The organism is Methanoplanus limicola DSM 2279 (assembly GCF_000243255.1).
Lineage (GTDB): Archaea > Halobacteriota > Methanomicrobia > Methanomicrobiales > Methanomicrobiaceae > Methanoplanus > Methanoplanus limicola.
On record NZ_CM001436.1, the window covers coordinates 1,991,422 to 2,009,526 of the forward strand.

Here is an 18,105-nt window from a genome sequence, read left to right on the forward strand (position 1 = left end):
ATCATGACAACAAAAGCTGTAAACCTCTCAAAAGAAGCATATGACAGACTGAACAAGCTGAAATTAAATGAGGAGGAAAGCTTTTCAAGCGTAATATTAAGGACTACTCCACGTTTTAAGTCCTCTGATGAAGCTATTGAGACATATGAAAAGAAACGTAAAGAGTCACAACCGGAATTGTCTCTCCAAAATTGCCGGGATGAAGCTATTGAGACATATGAAAAAAAACGTAAAGGGAATTGCATCTCTGACGAAGAGGCAGAAAGAATCCTTGGTCCCCGGGGAAAATGACTTTACAGCACACTAAATGGGTTCGGTTAAAACCTGTTGGAGTGTTTGAAGAGCCTCTGAATTTCAGGTCCCTGATCCCAAAGCCTGAGTTTATCACAAATAAGAAGCAGTGACCGGACACTTACGGACAGCAATGAGGACAATTCCTGAAGCAGATTATGAATATATAATGAAGGCTGCAAAGACACCGAGAGGATAACAACTCCTGGAAGATGAAATTACGGGGAAAATACGGACTTCTGCCATGACAAGTGGTGATAATTGTATCGGCTTCTCATAATTTTTGATGGGGACAACTTGTAGGCAGTATATAAAATCCTGTTGACAAAAAGAGAGATTTCAAGAATATTTTTGTGAATTCATTCATCAAATGAGAGCTTGACCACTACTTGCTCACTACTTGCTCACTACTTGCTCACTACTTGCTCACTACTTGCTCACTACTTGCTCACTACTTGCTCACTACTTGCTCACTACTTGCTCACTACTTGCTCACTACTTGCTCACTACTTGCATGGTAACCGTCAAATCACCCAATCTACTGCCCACGATAATTCAGATAAAAACAGAATTACCAAATACCACATCATCCTTATTGAATTCCGGCAAAAAATTAAAAAGCTTATTATGCCTCTGTACCAAATCTGAAAACAGGAGAACAGTCATATGTCCGGCTCAGACATTCATTCTGTCCAGCGGTTTAATAATTATAAAAAAGCATTCTCAAATCTGAAAGGTGCTGTGAAACTCTCAAAAACACGGGAACTTTCAGATCTTGAAAAGCAGGGCCTGATCCACACTTTTGAATTCACCCATGAGCTTGCATGGAAGACAATGAAGGATTTTTTGGAGTATTATGGTACTGTTGCTTCAGGGTATGGATCACGGGATGCAACCAGGGAATCATTTAAGATCGGCCTTATTAATAACGGAGATGTCTGGATGGATATGATTGTGAGCCGGAATAAAACAGTGCATACATATGACGAGGACGAGATGAATGCAATCTACAGGAAAATTGTAGATGATTACACTCCGGAATTTACATATCTGAAGGAAAGAATTCTAAAGGAGGTTGAAAAAACTGAAGAGACTGAATCGGTTGGAGAAGCCAAATAGGCCGGAGATTCTAAAACGGGTTGGAGAGACTGAATGAGTCGGAGAGGATAAAAGGGTTTAAAAAACTATTATGAGTATTAACCGGAGCAGGATTGATTGTTTATGATATTCGGGCTTAATGAAGAGACAATCTCACGCATTAATTCTGTCTTTTCAGAATTTTTTGGGATTGAGAAGGTCATCATATATGGTTCAAGGGCAAAGGGGAATTTCAGGGAAGGTTCAGATATTGATCTCACTATTCTTGGAAAAGATCTCAGCAGAGATTTAATCTATGAACTGAACAGAAGGATTGATTCACTGAATCTACCCTATTCTTTCGATATTTCAATATTTAATGACCTGAAAAATGAAGAGCTTATAGATCACATCAACAGGGCCGGCAAAATATTCTACTCTCATTTATCTGACCCGGAAAGTTCAGCATTAAATAATCAAAAACCAGATAATCCGGATAATTTAATATCTACTAAATAATGGATTAAAATTTCAGACAATTGAAAGAATACAATAAGGCAGGGTGTTATCAGAAAGGAGAGAATAGAGAAATTCTTAGTGACGATATTATATCCTGGATTACAGAAGCACAACTACACGCAATTCCGGAAGGAAAGGCCACCCTCACGGCATTGACTAATGATCCGGCTATGTTTGCATTCAAAAGAATGGATCTCAACGGGGCTGTTATTGACCGGAATAATGAGCGGCTTGAGGTTTTGCAGAACGGAGTTTCGGTTGAGATTGTGCTGATAAAAAAAAGTTATTCAGATTGATTCTAAATCAATAACCTTCAGTCCCGGAGATTTATCCTGCATAATCTGAACAATGTCCGGATGGCACGTAAAGAACAGTATCTGATTTGTCTTTGAAAGTTCAAGTATTGCATCACAGCAGTTCCTCTTCCTCTCCGGATCAAAGTTCACTAAAATATCGTCAAAAATCACAGGCAGAGGTTCATTATTTTTACCATACACAGATATATGCCCGAATCGTATGGCAAGATAAAGCTGCTCTGCTGTACCTCTGCTAAGGGAAGATGTATCAATCCGGTTACCATCATCAGCTTCAATTAAAATATCATCTGAGGATACCGGCTTTATAATCTTTTTATACTTTCCGTCTGTAATGCTCCTGAAATAGTCCTGTGCAAGCCTGTAGACTTCAGGCTGCCTCTCATTTTCATATTTCTGTACAGCTTCATTTAAGATATGCTGCGCAATTACATACTTTGCCCATCTTCTTGAGTCATCAAAGATCTCCTCATGGAGTGCTTCATTATTCATTAAAAGCAGAGAATAATCATCTTCTTTTTCAAGACCGGAAAGATTACTGTTTATTTCTCCGGATTTAACTTTCAGTGCTTCAATCTCTTCCTGAATATCCGACATACTCTGATTAAGTTCAGTAATTTCATTATTAATTTCTGAAATATCAGATGATTCAAGTGTGGATAAAAATTCATCGAATTTACTGATATTTCCTGATGCTTTTTTAAGCCGGAGTTCACAACCCTCAATCTCCTTTTTCAGTTCCTGAGATCTAACCCATATATTGTGATTTACTCTGAATTCATCTTCATTCTCTGAAAAACCACTTTTTAACAGATCTCTTATATCATTTTCAGCGTTCTGGATTTTGATGGAATAATCATCTATTACTTTTCTGTGTCTTTCTTCAAGTCCTCTTAGATTTTTCAGGTCTTTTGAGTTATTTTCGTTTTCTTCAAGAACATCACCAAGAACATAAACATCCTTTTCAACTGACTGCTGTGACTGTATACCGCAGGCGTTAAGGACTACAACCAGTTTACTCTCAAACTCTGACAGCGACTTTTTCAGCTTAGAAATCTTATCTTCATTCTTATTGATTGAACTATGGATATTCAGTGCCTCTTTTACTGAAGAAAAGAGATCAAGGGCAAGTTCCGGAGTTATATTCAGGTCAAGCTTAACAGATTCTAACCATTCCTTCCATTCGCCTTTTAGCTCGTTAAGATTTGATTCAGCCAGATATTTTCTCCTCTCAGCTCCCTCCATAACCTCATTCTGCTTATCTAAAGAACCATTCAGTTCATCAATCTCTCTGCATATCCTTTCATATTCTGCAATACGATTTTCCATTGAGCGATATTCCTGTTTTCTGCCGGCTATAGCAGAAGAGTCCGGGATCATGGAAAAACCGCAAATACGGGATTTTTCTTTGAGTTCTGTCTCAGATTTATTCAGCAGATCCTCTTTTTCCATTCTCAGTTTTGAAAGTTCAGAGATCTTCTCAACCGGATCTTCAGCATCATTAAAGAGACTTCTCTCATTCTGTTCATTTGTCCTCTTAATTCCAAAATAAAGAACAACTGCTGAACCTACAAGGATTAAAAATATTACAGCTCCGGTTTCAGTCATATTCCCGGCAATTCCGGCAATAAGACCTATAATTCCGGCAACAACCAGCAGAGCAGCAGGCCATAGCGGAATTTTATTGTTAATAAGTCTCTTTTTATTCTCATAATCGGTTTTGGCCTCTGCTTCTTTTTCCCTTAGATTATCTAATTCATATCTCTTCCGGGCCAGTTCAGATATCAGAGCTGAGAGACTTTCAAGAACAGAAGTTTTCCTCGCAAGTTCATCTTCCGGCATCAGACTCTTAGAATCCGGAAGAGCTGCTTTGAGGCTTTGGACCTTATCTTCAGTCACACTGATAGAATCTTTGTGACTGCGTATTTCCCTTTCAATATCAAGGATTTTTTCATTTCTATCCGTAAATTCATCCCTGAAATTTTCAATATTGGACTTTGCAGACTGTGAAATATCAAATGCCAGAAGATCATCTGTTGTCCAGATATTGCTGATACCTTTGATACGTGACTTAAGCACATTTGATAAACCGGAATTTTCCAACTCCAGATCACTTACAGAATTTCTCTCTGACTGATATTTTTCAAGTCCTTTCTCAAGGATCCGGATTTCATCCTTATTTAAGAGGACATTTTCATCAACAATAATTTTTGAAATATTTTCTTCTGTACTGTATAATTCCCTGTTCTCGTCATCAAATTTAGCCTGTAAATCACTAAGCTTCTCATTCAGGCGTTCAAGTTTATCTACACCTTTCTCCGGAAATGAGGCTAACTTAGGCAGAGCAGACAATTCATCCCTGGCATTCTTAAGCCCGACCCAGTCCTCCCAGGCACCTTTGATTTTTTCTTTCTCACTCAGTCGAAATTTTAAACCTCTGATACTCTTTTTCCGGTCCAGAATATTCTTTTCACTCTCTTCCTTTTTATTTCTGCAGTTCTCATATTCATTCTGTGTACCTGAATATCTCTTCAGCTCAGACTGATTCTCTTTTATTATCTTGATCTTCTTTGAAATTTCAGGGCCGCCCCTCTCCCCGGAAAAATAAAGTGCCCCCTTCTTTTCATCAAGTTCATCTATCACATCTGAAATAGGAACTTTTGTCATCCCGGCACCGGCACTCATAAGCTGGCTCTGGATTTTGTCTCCGGAAAGTGTTTCAAGTTTCTGAAGTTCGTCAAGTCCAAAAGCAAACACATTTTCAAAGAGGTTCTGATCAGCAGACCCAATGATCCGGTTTAAACCGGCATCTGTTTTGGAACCATCAGGCAGAGTCACACTGAAATTTCTTTTGCCGGACAATCTGGTTAAGTCATACTCCTTTCCCTCACTGGTGCTGACAGAGAGCCTCCCGCCAAGGGTACCCCCATTTAAGGGCTGATATTGATTGGTTGTACCCGATCTTTTTGGGAATCCAAAGATTATCCTCCGGATAAATGCAAGAATTGTAGATTTTCCTGCCTCATTTGGTCCTTTAACCAGTGTAAGTCCCGGAGAAATATCACTAATCTGCTTTTTGTGGAAAAGTCCGAATCCGTCGATAAACATTCTGTTTATTTTCATTTTGAATCACCCCCGACAAACCTGTCAAGCAGATATGTACGGGCCTCTTTTACAAGTTCCCCCATCTCATCATCCGAAAGATCTTCAATGAACTTTTTACCTTTACTGCTTTTAAACAGGTCATCAAGTTTCAGACGGACTGTCTGTAGTTTTGCCTCCTCCTTCAGTAATGAATCTGAGATCTGAACAATATCACCTACGATATCTTCCCTTTTAGCGACCTCATTTAAATCAATCTCAGGTTCAGTATTATCTATGATTTTCTCAAGGAATACAAAATTATTGCTCTCCTCTTCGTCCCTGAAGTGCCGGACAATATCATCAGCCACCCCTTCTTTTGACAGCAGTGAATGAACAGGACTTCTTCCAGTCAGTGTCAGCCTTAAAAATGTGGGTTTATCCCCGGAATTTCGCCTGATCTTCTGAATTTCCTTCTCTATTCTTTTAATGAGATCATTTTCATCAGATATTTTGCTTACGTTTACAGAGACTTTTTCCCATTTAATCTCTGCTGTTTCAATGAATTCAGTCTCAATTGAACCCCTGTTGCTGACAGTAACAATGTAACATCCGCGTATTCCGGATTCTCCCATATCCCTGCCCTGAGGGTTTCCGGGATACACAATTACAGGTTCCGATTCCTGAATAATCTGTGGTTTGTGGATATGACCAAGTGCCCAGTAGTCATAATTTTTATCTGTGAGGTCCTTTACAGAACATGGGGAGTAAGGCTCATGACCTGTATCTGTTCCCAGATTGCAGTGAAGCATACCAATTGTAAACGGCCAGGAATTTTCCTTTTCCGGATAATATTTTGTGAGATTTACAGTTGTATTAGACTGTTTGTAACTCATACCAACAATTGCAGCTCTTTTTTTCCCGCCGGATTCATAAAAGAGGCATTCCGGGTCATTTCCGGGCATTATATTCACATTTCCGGGCCAGTCAATCTTTGCTGACCATCCGCTTAACGGGTCATGGTTCCCAAAGGCAAGATATACCGAAATATCATAATCAGATAATTTTGCAAGTCTTTTCCGGAATTCAAGCTGTTCATAAATTCTTCTGTCAGCACTATCATATATATCTCCGGAGATTAACAGAAAATCCACATTATTGTCTATGCAGTGACTAACTATATTATCAAATGCAGAAAAAGTTGCCTTTGACATTTTTTTTGCCATGTCCGGATTCATGCCGGAAATACCACAGAATTTACTTCCAAGGTGCAAATCTGCTGTATGAATAAATTTCAGAACGTCCGGACTATCGGACATTGGAGTATTATTTTTAGACATCATAAAAAATCCCCATTCATCAATAATAAAAGATATATTCTAAATAAAATAAGTTTTTCGAAATGATTACTCTTCACGGACTGATAAGCCGGTGAATGCCTGACATTCCGGGAATATCCCCATAATATCAATTACTAAATAGAGAATTGAAATATTGTCTGTGGATTAAAATAATAATTCATTTAAATAATAAACATAAAAATTAATCAGGGACTGTATTGAGGGATTAAATATTACGAATGAATTGCTTTTTACAATATTATTTGTAATAAATGTATTGAATATACCGGATTAGTTTACGCCTTTGATTTTCCCGGAATAATAAAAATATTGATGGGGTTATATTAATGAAACCAATGACAAAACCTTTCGCAAATCATGAACCTGACAATTGTCACCGCCGGTGTTATATCATTCATGATCTATCAGTTATTTCTGTTCAGGGATAACTGATCAAGCCCCGGCTTACACAAATTTGAGACTCTGAGAAGATCTAATCCTGCCGATCAGGATCACATTACTGTTGCATCCCGGCTTAAACAAATATCAGGCTCTTAGAAGACGGCAAAAGCTGGTCTTTAAAAATTTTAAAAAATTACTCAACCTCAATCCATTCCTGATTAGAACCGGATTTATTTTAATTCCTCCTATGAAACAGTGCACTGTTTCATTCATCATATGTGAACCCGCAGGCTCATGGGTGACTTTTTTGGAAATTCAGATTTAATCTTTTCATAAAAATTCAAAGACAGGTTCTTGTCCCAACCGATCTCCTATGAAACAATAATGTTTCATTCATTATCTGCGAACCAGGGGGTTCATGGATGACTTTTTTAAAACCGGAATTCACATACAGCCTCACTTATTGGCGAATTGCTATGAAAAGTCATTGATTTTCACCTCTGTTATCCGGAATATATTCCGGGGCACAACAGATATAACATATCCAATAGATTTACAGAACCCCGGATAAAACCCAGGAAGCGGAAGCTTTCAAAGGAATGATAAACTGATACTCAAAGAAATTACAATTCCTTAACTTCTTCTACAGGAGCAGTTGGAGCATTCTTTTTAATGCTTTCAATACCATTCAGGCAGGCGGCTCTGGAGCTGTATCCCTGACCAACGGCAATGATCTCTCCGTTCGGAGCTTTTAACCTGAAACGATACTTGCCTGAACTGTCGATATAAACCTCAAATTTTCCAGTCATATTGTGCAGTATGTAGGTCTAAAGATAATTAATGATATCGCTGAAAGGACAGAGACCAAATCATTAGTGCCCTGCCAGCAGGAGGACAAAATCTTTATCATCTGAATCGCTTAATTAAGATTATGACCGAAATCGATCCACATATCACCAGGATGGAAGCAAAAATTGAGGAAATGGATGCCGAATTTAATAAAATCAAAGCCAGGGCAAAGGGCAAAGGGGCTGATGCCGAGATACAGTTCAATGAACTTGCTAAGGAATATGAACAGAAGAAGTCAGAAATGATGAAGAATATGGCAGATTTTAAATCCACAGGAAAAAATGCTGCTAAAGATCTGAAAGAGGGAGCTGAACAGGCGTTCGGAGAACTTACAGCCTCTTTTGAAAAGGCTAAATCACGCTTCTCCTGAAACCTGATTCATATCTTCTTTTTTTAAACAACCCATTGTGATCCGTGGGAAGTGATCATTGGCAGGGAAGGAGAAGACAATTTGGAGATTGCTCACTATTTCTTCTCCTATGAAACATTACACTGTTTCATTCATCATCTGTGAACCAGCTGGTTCATGAGTGACTTCTTTGATCACGGTAAAATGAACCTGAAAGAGATGTATGTTGCCATTTCAGGAACCTGGAGTTTGGGAAACCGGTTCCTGAAATCCGACTCCATTCTGCAATCCTAATTGAAGACATTATCTTTTTGTTATGAGCAAACGGGAATTTCCTGCATCAGAACACCAGCGTGATGAGAACCGGATTTATTTTTTCTTCCACTTCCCTGACTCTTTCTCCTTCACGTATTCGTTTTTTACCGCCGCCCAGGCAACCTTGTGTGCAGTCTCCTCGCGGGATGCATCTCCCCGGCGGTCTTCGGGATCGCTGTATTGATCCCAGGCATTGTTGAATGCCGCCAGATAAATCTCCCGGGCATGTTTCGGCAGGTTATCTTTAACGCTGTCCGGGAGATCTTCAATAGTTTCGTATGGCATAGTATCACTTAATGTTCCGGTTATTAAATATTTTTTTGGTTATCCTTATGTCGGTTTGCCAGGTCCGGATCTTCCGGATTTAAGTTTTTAAGGATACTTTCTCGCTTAAACTACCTCAGGGCTAAAGACCAGGGGGATTTACGCTAAACTTCTAAACTATCTTTTCAGATGCTTTTGGTTTTTTTACATCCATCTGATGGATTTTTCTGGCGTAAACATCAGCCCTCACCATATAATCTTCAGAATATCGCCCTTTACCACATGACAATCCCGGATCCTGACATCGACAGACTGCTGCATGGCCGGTGTGGTTAAGGAGATTTTGAGATTTTATCCAAACCTTCTGAAGATGAATCGCTGGTATTCAAAAAAACGCCGACAATGCCCGGAGAGGAGTCTTTCCAATACCGGGTAAAGTTAAAGCCGGTTGAGATATTTGATGAACCTCTATTTCAGGTCATTGATACCAAAGCCTAAGTTTATCACTAATAAGAAGCAGTGGACACAGACATTTACGGACGGCGATGAGGACAATTCCTGAAGCGGATTATGAGTATATCATGACGACTGCAAAAACAGAAGGGAAAAAATGTTAAAGATATTTCTCCTTTCCAATATAATACCATGCAATTCTGGCTGCATCACCTGTATCAACATTTCCATTTTTATTAAAGTCCGCAGCAGGATTTACGGTCGTCAGTCCGGCAACCATATATGATACCCTTGAAACATCGCCGATATCAACAGCTCCGTTCCCATTAAAATCACCTTTAACCCCGAAAATAGTGATATTACCTTCAATAGATTCGAGATAGTGTTCTTTCAGGTCTGTATCAGTCCAAATTGCATTAAATATGGATATTGTGCACGAATCACCGCTGTTTCCTCCTGGAATTACGGATATATCGAATAAAGCTTCTGGTTCTGTATCTGTCATTGAATTGGTATTGGCAAGAACCAGATCTGCCTGCCCCTCTGTAAGGTTCAGTGTAACTGAAGAACCAAGAAATACTGAATTGTTTGCCTTAACTTCGTTTACCGTTATGACTGATGAATTCCATCTTAATGAACATGATACCTTCTTTGCATTGGTAATCCCGGATACTTTTACCGGTATCACATATGTAGAGTTTGCAGGGATGCCGGTATCCGGGATCATTAGTTGTGCTGATGAAAATCCGGTAGTGAAACTTTTGAATATATCTGTGAACTCAAAATTTTCCTGGTCCAGTTGTGACCACTGGTATATTGCAGTACCCTCACTGCCATTGTTATCCCTGTTTATTGACCACATGCCAAGCATTGTAACCCAGTCTTTTGATTCGGCCCATTCTTTAACCTGATTTGCATTATCAATAGTAAATATTTCCAGTTCCTGGTCATTCTGACCTATCATCGGGGTCATGCCCAGCGTTGCAGAAATATTTCGTCCTTTTAGCTGGTCATAAGTTCCTTTTGTTGCTGAAATTGCATAATCACCCATTTTACCTGCCGGATCCGGAGCAGCTCCCTGCCCGTAATCCATAACCATAAGATTTACAATGTCAATTTCAACGCCATTTTCAGTAGCATTGTCAATTACATTAAGTCCATATGCATCAAGTCCTGTCGGAGTTACAGGGAGACAGAATCCGATTCTAAGTCCGGGATTGCTATCCTGTAATCTTTTAATAGCTATACTCCTCCTTCCTATAGAGGGTTTGTCAGCCACTGCAAATCCTTCAATATCAAAATCAATCCATGTTGGATTGTATTTATCAATTACCTGCTGGTATTTCGATGTCAGGGTATTGATATCAGTGTTGTTTACTGCAATCTCTACTCCGTTTGCCCCGCCAAAGGATATCGCAACATCACCCCCTGCTGAGCGGATGTAATTTATTTTATCTACAAAGTGATCCGAATCCATTCCAAGACTGGTATATCCGCCCCATGTCGGATTGGCATTTCCATCACTCACAATAAATGCCAGGGTATAATATTTCTGCCCGGTAGAAAGATATGCATTCTTCAGGTCATATTACCCGCCGGTACTCCAGAGTGTTGTATCAACATAAGGTGCAGACACTCTGTCAGGCCATCCGGATTCTTCAGTGTTATCTGTCAGTGATGCCCCAGAGACAGTCATTGTGCTGCATAATATGAATAGCAGCATAATAACAAATCCAGGCAAAGAAAATTTATTACAGAATTTCATCCATTCCCTCCTTTCTCCAGATTTTCTCCCCCATTCCAACAACAATTCTATTGGTACAAAACTGCCCGGTCATAGTTTTTCTTTGTATTAACTTTATTAATAGATTCCCCCAAATTGAATGAGTTCACTTCAGTTCGTGACATTACAGGGGTTAAATTAATATTTCCCTGAAATATATGCCATTTGTAATATCTGCCTGCATTCGGGATTTGCCCGGCATTTTTTGTTTTTTACGTGGTCAACAGTTAAGATGCCTGAAATTCCCGGAGTATCAGGAAGGTGTGATTTTTAAAGGTTTTTCCGGGGTTTTTTCCTGCAAATACGGATTATTTGCAAGGTTAAAACAGAGGAATTTAAAAGAGTGCAATTTGAGCTTTGTTTTGGATTATCCTGAATAATTGAGATTTATTGAGGGTGCTGTAATGGCTCAGGCATCCCGGAGGATGTTTTGTATGGTTCATGACCATAAAAGGCAGTACAGGCCTTCTGTGTGGATTGATTTTTTAGTGCTTTCACGGAATTCTGACAATACTGAACTTTTTTACTACCACTTAAAAAAACAGCAGTCATTTATTCATCTCAGGATAACGGCTCAGTGACCAGTCAGAGTTTTAGCTGAAAGAACCGGTTTATAACTATACATTTCTCCGGAACTTAAGTTATTAAAATATGTACATGATACACGAAATAAGTTGTAAAAATGTGTACACCATACATAAAATAAGTTGTAAAAATGTGTACACCATACACAAAATAAGTTGTAAAAATGTGTACAACACACACAAAATATGTTGTAAAAATGTGTACACCACACACAAAATAAGTTGTAAAAATGTGTACGGCATACACATAATATATACTTAAAGATACAAAAGTCAATTATGAAGCGGTTCATTTACGCCACTCTGCTTGAATGGAAAGAGAGGAGGAATCATAAACCGGTTATTATTGAAGGAATTCGCCAGTGTGGGAAAACGTGGATATTAAAGCATTTTGGCGAGGCAGAATTCAAAGATGTTGCTTACTTCAACTTCGAATATGATAACCGTCTGCAAAAGATATTCGAAGACGACCTGAATGTTTCAAGAATTATCAAAGATCTTGGCATTCTGAGAAACAAACACATACAGCCCGGTAATACCATCCTCATATTAGACGAAATCCAGACCTGCCCGCGTGCGATAACCTCGCTTAAATATTTCTGTGAAAACCTGCCCGAACTCCACGTTGCCGCCGCCGGTTCCCTGCTTGGAGTTGCTGTCGCACAGATGGACCAAAACATCTCCTTTCCGGTTGGCAAGGTGCAGATGCTCAGGATGTACCCCCTCAGTTTCGCAGAATACCTCCTTGCAAAAGGGGAAGACCTTTTGTATGACCATCTCAGAAATATCTCTCCGGATGAAAAAATATCCGGGGCATTTACAGGCAGACTAAAAGAGGCATATAATGAATACCTGATAACGGGAGGCATGCCGGAGGTTGTTAAATCATGGGTAAATAACCATGATATTGAAATCGTAGAAGAGATACAGAGTGAGATTCTCAGCAATTACGAGAAGGATTTTGTGAAATATGCATCGGTATCAGAATTTCCAAAACTCTCCCTGATTTGGCACGCGATTCCGGCACAGCTTGCAAAGGACAATCAGAAATTTATATTCGCCCATGTGAAGCAGGGAAGTCGTGCCCGCGATCTGGAAGACTCTCTGCAATGGCTGATTTCAGCAGGACTTATCCATAAAATAGAGAAAATCAGTCGTCCTTATATCCCGGTTACAACGTACGCAGATGTTACATATTTCAAGATCTATTTCTCAGATGTCGGACTGTTACGCAGAATGAGCAAATTCCCGGCAGATGTTGTATTTGATAAATCTCCGCTGACTGCCGATATGCGGGGGATTTTAACGGAAAATTTTGTGCTGACAGAACTGATTGCAAATGGCTCCGGAACACCTTTTTTCTGGAAATCCAAAGGAATTGCTGAGGTAGATTATATCATTCAGAACAGTGTTGATGTCATTCCTGTTGAGGTTAAATCAGCAAAAATGACCCGTTCAAGAAGTCTTGCAGAATACAGGAAAAAATATACACCCCGTATTGCCGTCCGGACAAGTCTTAACAATATTACACATCATTCAGACGAATATGGCGAAATACTGGAGATCCCGTTATATCTTCTCTGGAGACTGAAAGCATATCTTTGAGGGTCAATGATCATAAAACACTCTCTTTAAGCTCAGTGATGAATTAAGCCCAGTGATGAATTAAGCTCAGTGATGAATTAAGCTCAGTGATGAATTAAGCTCAGTGATGAATTTTCAGCCCGGAATTTCAGCCGGTCTTAAATGCTCAGAAACAGAAAGTTCCGTGTGAGACTATAAAAATCCAAAAAGTCACCCATGAGCCTGCGGGTCCACATATGATGAATGAAACAGTGCACTGTTTCATAAGAGTTATTCAGATTGATTACAGGCAAATAACCTTTCGGTCCTAAAGATTTCTCCTGTATAATCCGGACAATTTCCGGATGGCATGTGAAGAAGAGCATCTGGTTTGTCTCTGAAAGTTCAGGTATTGCATCACAGCAGTTCTTCTTCCTCTCTTTTTTTCCCAGCCACCCGGATGTACAGACCATCTATTTCACCTGTGATTTAACCCGGCGCTCAGGTACCTTCAGATCTTCTTCATGAGGTAAAGACTCCGGTATGATTCCCACGTATTACCAGAAGGTTTCCTTACATCCTCATTATTCAGGAAATGCCCACAGGGGAGTGCAGGCTCACCATAGAGTTCATTCAGTCTGCAACGCTTCTGAAACAATCCGGATATTATTCAGTTGGGCATAACATTCCTCAACATAAAAACAATTACCCACTAAGATTATCATTCTTCCCAACCAAAATTATAGAGTTGAAATGATACTTGTTGACTGGCAGCTTCAGGACAGGGTCAGAAGAGGTTTTATCAAATTAGAACCCTTTGATCCAAAATTCATACAGCCAAACTCCATTGACATCCGGCTTGGAAACCACTTTGTCTGGTATGATAAAAGCGATGAGATAATTGACCCTTACGATGGTGAAACCGTAAAATCTCACGTAAATGAAAAGAATTCAGACTATATCGATATAGAACCGGGCATGTTCCTCCTTGCAGAGACCTTTGAGGCGGTTACACTTCCGGATGACATCGTTGCCACAATCGAAGGCAAAAGCAGCATTGCAAGGCTTGGAATAACACTGCACCAGACCGGAGGATGGATAGATGCCGGATTTTCGGGCACAATAACCCTTGAGATCTGCAATGTCAACCACAGACCGGTCAGGCTCTATGCAGGGATGCCAATAGGTCAGCTTGTATTCTACACAACCGAAAAGGCTGAAAAGCCTTACGGTGCAAAAGGGGATGCGAAATACCTCCACCAGAAGAACGCAACCCTATCAAAATACTTCGAGAATAAGAAGGAGTAAACGTCTGACTGTCGGACAATTCTCATCAATATAAATATAAAAAAAACTAATTTTTAAGGCGTAACGGAGATCTAAAAAAAATGCAACTTCTCTTAATTCATTCTGATAATATAGAATATTCTGCCCAGAAAAAGACCCCTGTGGCAGAGGAAGAAATAATTCCGCAGGACTCACTTGACGAGGCATTAACGGTATTCTGTGCGGTTGAATCCTCAGACGAGGACGACATCGAAGGAACAGTAAAAAAAGCAGTAGCTGAGATACTTGAGACAAGCAAAAAGCTGGGCACAAAAAATATAATGCTCTACCCGTATGCGCATCTCTCATCAGATCTCTCCTCACCCAAAGCAGCAGTAGAGGTCTTAAAGAAGATGGAAGCCGGATGTTCATGTGAGGAGGATTATACCATTAAAAGGGCACCTTTCGGATGGTACAAATCCTTTAAACTCTCATGCAAGGGCCACCCGCTCTCCGAACTGTCAAGGACCATCACACCCGGAGACGTGGAGGAGAAGCCTGAAAAAAAGCAGGTCACCCATGAATTCTTTGTAATGACACCCGAAGGTGAGGTTAAAGACTACAAAGACTATGCAGACAATTCCCCTCTTGGAATGCTCATTAAAAAAGAGACAGGCATGGGCAAAGAGTCCGGAAAAGAGCCACTCCATGTCAGCCTTATGCGCTCAAAAGAGCTTGTGGACTATGAGCCCCTCTCAGATGTCGGTCAGCACAGGTGGATGCCAAAGGGAAAACTTGTCCGCGATCTTCTCGGCGATTACGTTTTAGGACTTGTCCTTGACTATGGCGGAATGCCGGTTGAGACACCAGTCATGTATGACCTTGGCGACAAAGCGATCAATGAGCATGCCGGAAAATTCGGCGAGAGGCAGTATCGGTTTAAATCCGGAAACAGGAGCATGATGCTTCGTTTTGCTGCATGCTTTGGCATGTTCTCAATAATGAAGGATATGCACATCTCTCCAAATACACTTCCGATGAAGATGTATGAGCTCTCCACATATTCATTCAGGCATGAGCAGAAGGGAGAATGTATAGGACTTAAGAGGCTCCGTGCCTTTACAATGCCGGATATGCACTCACTCTGCCTTGACATGGACCAGACCCTTGAATGCTTTGAAGAGCAGATGATGATGGGCTGGCAGACAGGAAAGGACCTTGAGACAGAATTTGCCGCAATCTTCCGGTGCACAAAGGACTTCTACAAAGACCACGAGGACTGGATAAAAGGTCTTGTTAAAAAATCCGAAGTTCCGGTGCTGATTGAGACACTCTCTGACAGGGTGCATTACTGGATTGCAAAGGTTGACCTCGCTGCAATTGACGGGCAGGGAAGACCGATTGAGAACCCGACAGTTCAGATCGATGTCGAGAGTTCAGACAGGTTTGACATCAAATATTACACTGACGATGGCGAAGTTCACCCACCGATCATCCACTGCTCACCTACAGGCAGTATTGAGCGTGTAATATGTGCACTGCTTGAGAAGACCGGAACAATGGAAGTTCCAATGCTCCCCGTCTGGCTCTCGCCCGTTCAGGTCAGGATTGTCTCCGTTGCAGAGAGGCACAATGAGCTTGCAGAAGAGATCTGCAATAAACTGAACAATGCAGGCGTCAGGTGCGACTTTGATGACCGTGAGGAGAGCGTAGGCAAGAAGATCCGTGCAGCCGGTATGGACTGGGTTCCATATGTTGCAGTGCTTGGAGATTCTGAAGCTGAATCAGGTAAGCTGACAGTCACAGTCAGGAGCAAATCTGCGGCAGGCAAGCCATTCAAGGTTGAACTGTCCCACGATGAACTTGTAGAGATGGTAAAGGCAGAGATCGGCGACCGTCCGTTCAGAAAACTCTACACTTCAAAGAAATTATCAGTCAAACCAAGATTTATCTGATAATATCATCCAAGCCACTTTTTTTATCGCCAAAGAGACTGCAACGGTTATTTCCGGCGCAGTTCCGGCAAAATCTGTAAAAGAGATCAGATTAACTTACTCTACTGTGAGCATGAAAATTATATTTTTACCGGAAAAATTCACCAGATCAATCCATAAAATTACAATAATAAGCGAATAACTTAAATCCTTAGAGATAGCATTCATCTTTACCAGATTTATGGTGATTTAATATGGGTAAAGACATAGTTGGCGAAGCACTTTCCTACACGAAAGATGGCTTTGTCGGAGAATGGATGAAGTGGTTACTGCTTATTATATCAGTACTTTAAACATTTCCTGAAAAACCCCATTTTTTGCTCAGAGTATTTCTGCCCAACTTGAGAAAGTTAAGTACTTCTCTATTTTAATGACAAACCGCATGGACTACTGCGCGTAATACTGCGCGTTTACCCCAATATCGCCAAATTCTTTTAGAATTTAGCCAGAATTTACCTTATTTTTTTGACGTACGCCTGATTTATGGTGGGGTTTATATACTCTAAAAACCTCTCATATGGCAAATAATTGTCAAAATATAGGCAAATCAGAGCTTAATAAAGAAAATAAGCTTGGAAACCTTGAACCGATATGCGCTCTTGTTGAGGGGAATGTAACCTTAACAGGTGGCAGAAACTATGATAGTCTAACGTTGATTCGGGGAGCTATCGCTACGGCATGTTCTAATAACTCAATATCTGGTTTTGCAAAAATGACGGAAGGACTACCGTCCCATACGACTTGTCTAAAAAAACTTCATGGCCTTAATATGGAGGAATTGACACTAAATACTCCAAAAATGCTTTTAAAAGCGGGAAAAGGAATCCTTAAGAAAGGTCAGGAGTATGATTTTGCAATTGATATAACGCTAATTCCATATTATGGGAAAAAGGATAAAAAAATCCTAAATCTCCAATTGTAGGTGGAAAAAGAAAGGCATCGACAAATTATTTTGTTGGATACCTGACATTCTCGGTTGTAAATATGGATAAGCACCTTATACTTCAGGTTATTCCTTTGTTTAGAGATTCCACTAACCTCACCGCAATAAAGAATTGTGTTGATTTAATTTATGGATATGGATTCAAGATCAAATCTCTGATGCTTGACCGTGAGTTTTACTCTGCTGAAATATTCAGTTACCTTCAGGAATCTGAAATTCCTCACATAGTGCCTGTTAAGAAGAACAGTGATGAACTCAAAAGGCAGCTGAAGGGAAAGAAATCAAAATCATTTGAATATGTTATAAACGCCAAATCGAAGAATAAGCTAAAATGTAAGGTGAAAATTGTTGATCGTGTCATTTACATGAAAGGTAAAAGGGTAAAAAAAGGTGCTCTTCATCGTGCTTTTGTTGTGTACAAAATTAATACTTCCCCAAAATCAATTAGTGAGCGATACAGGCATAGATTTGCCATTGAATCAACATATGTCATTAATAATAAATTCAAAGTAAGAACATCCACCAAAGATCATGTGGTGAGATTTTTTTATTATCTAATTGCATGCATAATTCAGAATTTTGGGTTTTAACAAAATGGGAGCGATTTGCAAAGATTCAGAGAGGACCAAAAGTAATAGACAGGGACAAATTCCCCTTAAATCATTATCTTGCCATCATATTTGAAGAAAGTATGACTCATTTTCGTATATTAAGGATT

Annotated in this window: 18 protein-coding genes; 10 read left to right on the plus strand and 8 right to left on the minus strand. The window is 39.9% G+C overall.

Annotated features, from left to right (window positions below):
* Nucleotides 1–3 precede the first annotated feature (3 nt).
* The 4 genes from METLIM_RS09615 to METLIM_RS09630 all read left to right on the plus strand — a co-directional run bounded on the left by METLIM_RS09615 (nt 4) and on the right by METLIM_RS09630 (nt 2,183).
* On the plus strand, nt 4–291 hold the full coding sequence (locus METLIM_RS09615; RefSeq protein ID WP_004078121.1) for a hypothetical protein: 288 nt from the start codon (nt 4–6) through the stop codon (nt 289–291).
* Nucleotides 292–957: 666 nt separating this feature from the next.
* Nucleotides 958–1,410, plus strand: a complete 453-nt coding sequence (locus METLIM_RS09620; protein ID WP_004078123.1) for a nucleotidyltransferase substrate binding protein — start codon at nt 958–960, stop codon at nt 1,408–1,410.
* 102 nt (nt 1,411–1,512) lie between these two features.
* Complete coding sequence (locus METLIM_RS09625) at nt 1,513–1,887, plus strand: nucleotidyltransferase domain-containing protein (protein ID WP_004078126.1); 375 nt, start codon at nt 1,513–1,515, stop codon at nt 1,885–1,887.
* A 20-nt stretch (nt 1,888–1,907) separates the two neighbouring features.
* Nucleotides 1,908–2,183, plus strand: a complete 276-nt coding sequence (locus METLIM_RS09630) for a hypothetical protein (RefSeq protein ID WP_052300900.1) — start codon at nt 1,908–1,910, stop codon at nt 2,181–2,183.
* On the opposite strand, the gene METLIM_RS09635 is transcribed toward METLIM_RS09630, so the two are convergent.
* From METLIM_RS09635 to METLIM_RS09645, 3 genes are all read right to left on the minus strand, one after another.
* A complete protein-coding gene (locus tag METLIM_RS09635) occupies nt 2,175–5,324 on the minus strand; it encodes an AAA family ATPase (protein ID WP_004078128.1) in 3,150 nt (1,049 codons plus the stop codon). The genes METLIM_RS09630 and METLIM_RS09635 overlap by 9 nt on opposite strands.
* A complete protein-coding gene (locus METLIM_RS09640) occupies nt 5,321–6,625 on the minus strand; it encodes a metallophosphoesterase family protein (RefSeq protein ID WP_004078130.1) in 1,305 nt (434 codons plus the stop codon). The genes METLIM_RS09635 and METLIM_RS09640 overlap by 4 nt, the downstream gene beginning before the upstream one ends.
* Before the next feature lie 1,022 nt (nt 6,626–7,647).
* The gene (locus METLIM_RS09645) at nt 7,648–7,833 is read right to left on the minus strand and encodes a YegP family protein (RefSeq protein ID WP_004078132.1); all 186 of its coding nucleotides are present in this window, start codon (nt 7,831–7,833) and stop codon (nt 7,648–7,650) included.
* A 122-nt stretch (nt 7,834–7,955) separates the two neighbouring features.
* Between METLIM_RS09645 and METLIM_RS09650 the strand changes: the two genes are divergently transcribed.
* The gene (locus METLIM_RS09650; protein WP_004078150.1) at nt 7,956–8,243 is read left to right on the plus strand and encodes a sll1863 family stress response protein; all 288 of its coding nucleotides are present in this window, start codon (nt 7,956–7,958) and stop codon (nt 8,241–8,243) included.
* A 348-nt stretch (nt 8,244–8,591) separates the two neighbouring features.
* Here the strand turns inward: METLIM_RS09650 and METLIM_RS09655 are convergent, their stop codons facing one another.
* From METLIM_RS09655 to METLIM_RS17570, 3 genes are all read right to left on the minus strand, one after another.
* Nucleotides 8,592–8,822 carry a ChaB family protein gene (locus METLIM_RS09655; RefSeq protein ID WP_004078152.1) on the minus strand — a complete coding sequence of 77 codons (231 nt, stop codon included), beginning with the start codon at nt 8,820–8,822 and terminating at the stop codon, nt 8,592–8,594.
* Nucleotides 8,823–9,414: 592 nt separating this feature from the next.
* Nucleotides 9,415–10,782 (minus strand): dockerin type I domain-containing protein, encoded by a 1,368-nt coding sequence (locus tag METLIM_RS15625; protein WP_004078154.1) that lies wholly within the window; start codon nt 10,780–10,782, stop codon nt 9,415–9,417.
* Nucleotides 10,783–10,842: 60 nt separating this feature from the next.
* The gene (locus tag METLIM_RS17570) at nt 10,843–10,977 is read right to left on the minus strand and encodes a hypothetical protein (protein ID WP_281034197.1); all 135 of its coding nucleotides are present in this window, start codon (nt 10,975–10,977) and stop codon (nt 10,843–10,845) included.
* Between the two features lie 923 nt (nt 10,978–11,900).
* Here METLIM_RS17570 and METLIM_RS09670 point away from each other — a divergent pair.
* Nucleotides 11,901–13,226, plus strand: a complete 1,326-nt coding sequence (locus tag METLIM_RS09670; protein ID WP_004078158.1) for an ATP-binding protein — start codon at nt 11,901–11,903, stop codon at nt 13,224–13,226.
* Between the two features lie 137 nt (nt 13,227–13,363).
* On the opposite strand, the gene METLIM_RS09675 is transcribed toward METLIM_RS09670, so the two are convergent.
* Both METLIM_RS09675 and METLIM_RS16630 read right to left on the minus strand, forming a co-directional pair.
* Nucleotides 13,364–13,657, minus strand: a complete 294-nt coding sequence (locus METLIM_RS09675) for a hypothetical protein (protein WP_048145833.1) — start codon at nt 13,655–13,657, stop codon at nt 13,364–13,366.
* Between the two features lie 38 nt (nt 13,658–13,695).
* The gene (locus METLIM_RS16630) at nt 13,696–13,842 is read right to left on the minus strand and encodes a hypothetical protein (RefSeq protein WP_157202279.1); all 147 of its coding nucleotides are present in this window, start codon (nt 13,840–13,842) and stop codon (nt 13,696–13,698) included.
* Nucleotides 13,843–13,937: 95 nt separating this feature from the next.
* Here METLIM_RS16630 and dcd point away from each other — a divergent pair, with 95 nt between their 5' ends.
* From dcd to METLIM_RS17390, 4 genes are all read left to right on the plus strand, one after another.
* Nucleotides 13,938–14,492, plus strand: coding sequence for a dCTP deaminase (gene dcd / locus METLIM_RS09680; protein WP_004078159.1), 555 nt, complete (start codon nt 13,938–13,940; stop codon nt 14,490–14,492).
* Between the two features lie 80 nt (nt 14,493–14,572).
* Nucleotides 14,573–16,405 (plus strand): threonine--tRNA ligase, encoded by a 1,833-nt coding sequence (locus tag METLIM_RS09685; protein WP_004078161.1) that lies wholly within the window; start codon nt 14,573–14,575, stop codon nt 16,403–16,405.
* Between the two features lie 556 nt (nt 16,406–16,961).
* Nucleotides 16,962–17,366 (plus strand): hypothetical protein, encoded by a 405-nt coding sequence (locus METLIM_RS17385; RefSeq protein ID WP_048145835.1) that lies wholly within the window; start codon nt 16,962–16,964, stop codon nt 17,364–17,366.
* A 62-nt stretch (nt 17,367–17,428) separates the two neighbouring features.
* Nucleotides 17,429–17,977, plus strand: a complete 549-nt coding sequence (locus METLIM_RS17390; RefSeq protein WP_048145837.1) for a transposase — start codon at nt 17,429–17,431, stop codon at nt 17,975–17,977.
* Nucleotides 17,978–18,105: the final 128 nt, after the last annotated feature.

What these genes read in the sequence shown, in the direction of transcription:
- METLIM_RS09675 (WP_048145833.1), bottom strand. Translation starts at nt 13,657, where the DNA reads ATGGTCTGTACATCCGGGTGGCTGGGAAAAAAAGAGAGGAAGAAGAAC.
- METLIM_RS17385 (WP_048145835.1), top strand. Translation starts at nt 16,962, where the DNA reads ATGGCAAATAATTGTCAAAATATAGGCAAATCAGAGCTTAATAAAGAA.
- METLIM_RS09645 (WP_004078132.1), bottom strand. Translation starts at nt 7,833, where the DNA reads ATGACTGGAAAATTTGAGGTTTATATCGACAGTTCAGGCAAGTATCGT.
- METLIM_RS09615 (WP_004078121.1), top strand. Translation starts at nt 4, where the DNA reads ATGACAACAAAAGCTGTAAACCTCTCAAAAGAAGCATATGACAGACTG.
- METLIM_RS17390 (WP_048145837.1), top strand. Translation starts at nt 17,429, where the DNA reads ATGGATAAGCACCTTATACTTCAGGTTATTCCTTTGTTTAGAGATTCC.
- dcd (WP_004078159.1), top strand. Translation starts at nt 13,938, where the DNA reads ATGATACTTGTTGACTGGCAGCTTCAGGACAGGGTCAGAAGAGGTTTT.
- METLIM_RS09670 (WP_004078158.1), top strand. Translation starts at nt 11,901, where the DNA reads ATGAAGCGGTTCATTTACGCCACTCTGCTTGAATGGAAAGAGAGGAGG.
- METLIM_RS09650 (WP_004078150.1), top strand. Translation starts at nt 7,956, where the DNA reads ATGACCGAAATCGATCCACATATCACCAGGATGGAAGCAAAAATTGAG.
- METLIM_RS09640 (WP_004078130.1), bottom strand. Translation starts at nt 6,625, where the DNA reads ATGATGTCTAAAAATAATACTCCAATGTCCGATAGTCCGGACGTTCTG.
- METLIM_RS09685 (WP_004078161.1), top strand. Translation starts at nt 14,573, where the DNA reads ATGCAACTTCTCTTAATTCATTCTGATAATATAGAATATTCTGCCCAG.
- METLIM_RS09655 (WP_004078152.1), bottom strand. Translation starts at nt 8,822, where the DNA reads ATGCCATACGAAACTATTGAAGATCTCCCGGACAGCGTTAAAGATAAC.
- METLIM_RS09635 (WP_004078128.1), bottom strand. Translation starts at nt 5,324, where the DNA reads ATGAAAATAAACAGAATGTTTATCGACGGATTCGGACTTTTCCACAAA.
- METLIM_RS09620 (WP_004078123.1), top strand. Translation starts at nt 958, where the DNA reads ATGTCCGGCTCAGACATTCATTCTGTCCAGCGGTTTAATAATTATAAA.
- METLIM_RS17570 (WP_281034197.1), bottom strand. Translation starts at nt 10,977, where the DNA reads ATGCTGCTATTCATATTATGCAGCACAATGACTGTCTCTGGGGCATCA.
- METLIM_RS09625 (WP_004078126.1), top strand. Translation starts at nt 1,513, where the DNA reads ATGATATTCGGGCTTAATGAAGAGACAATCTCACGCATTAATTCTGTC.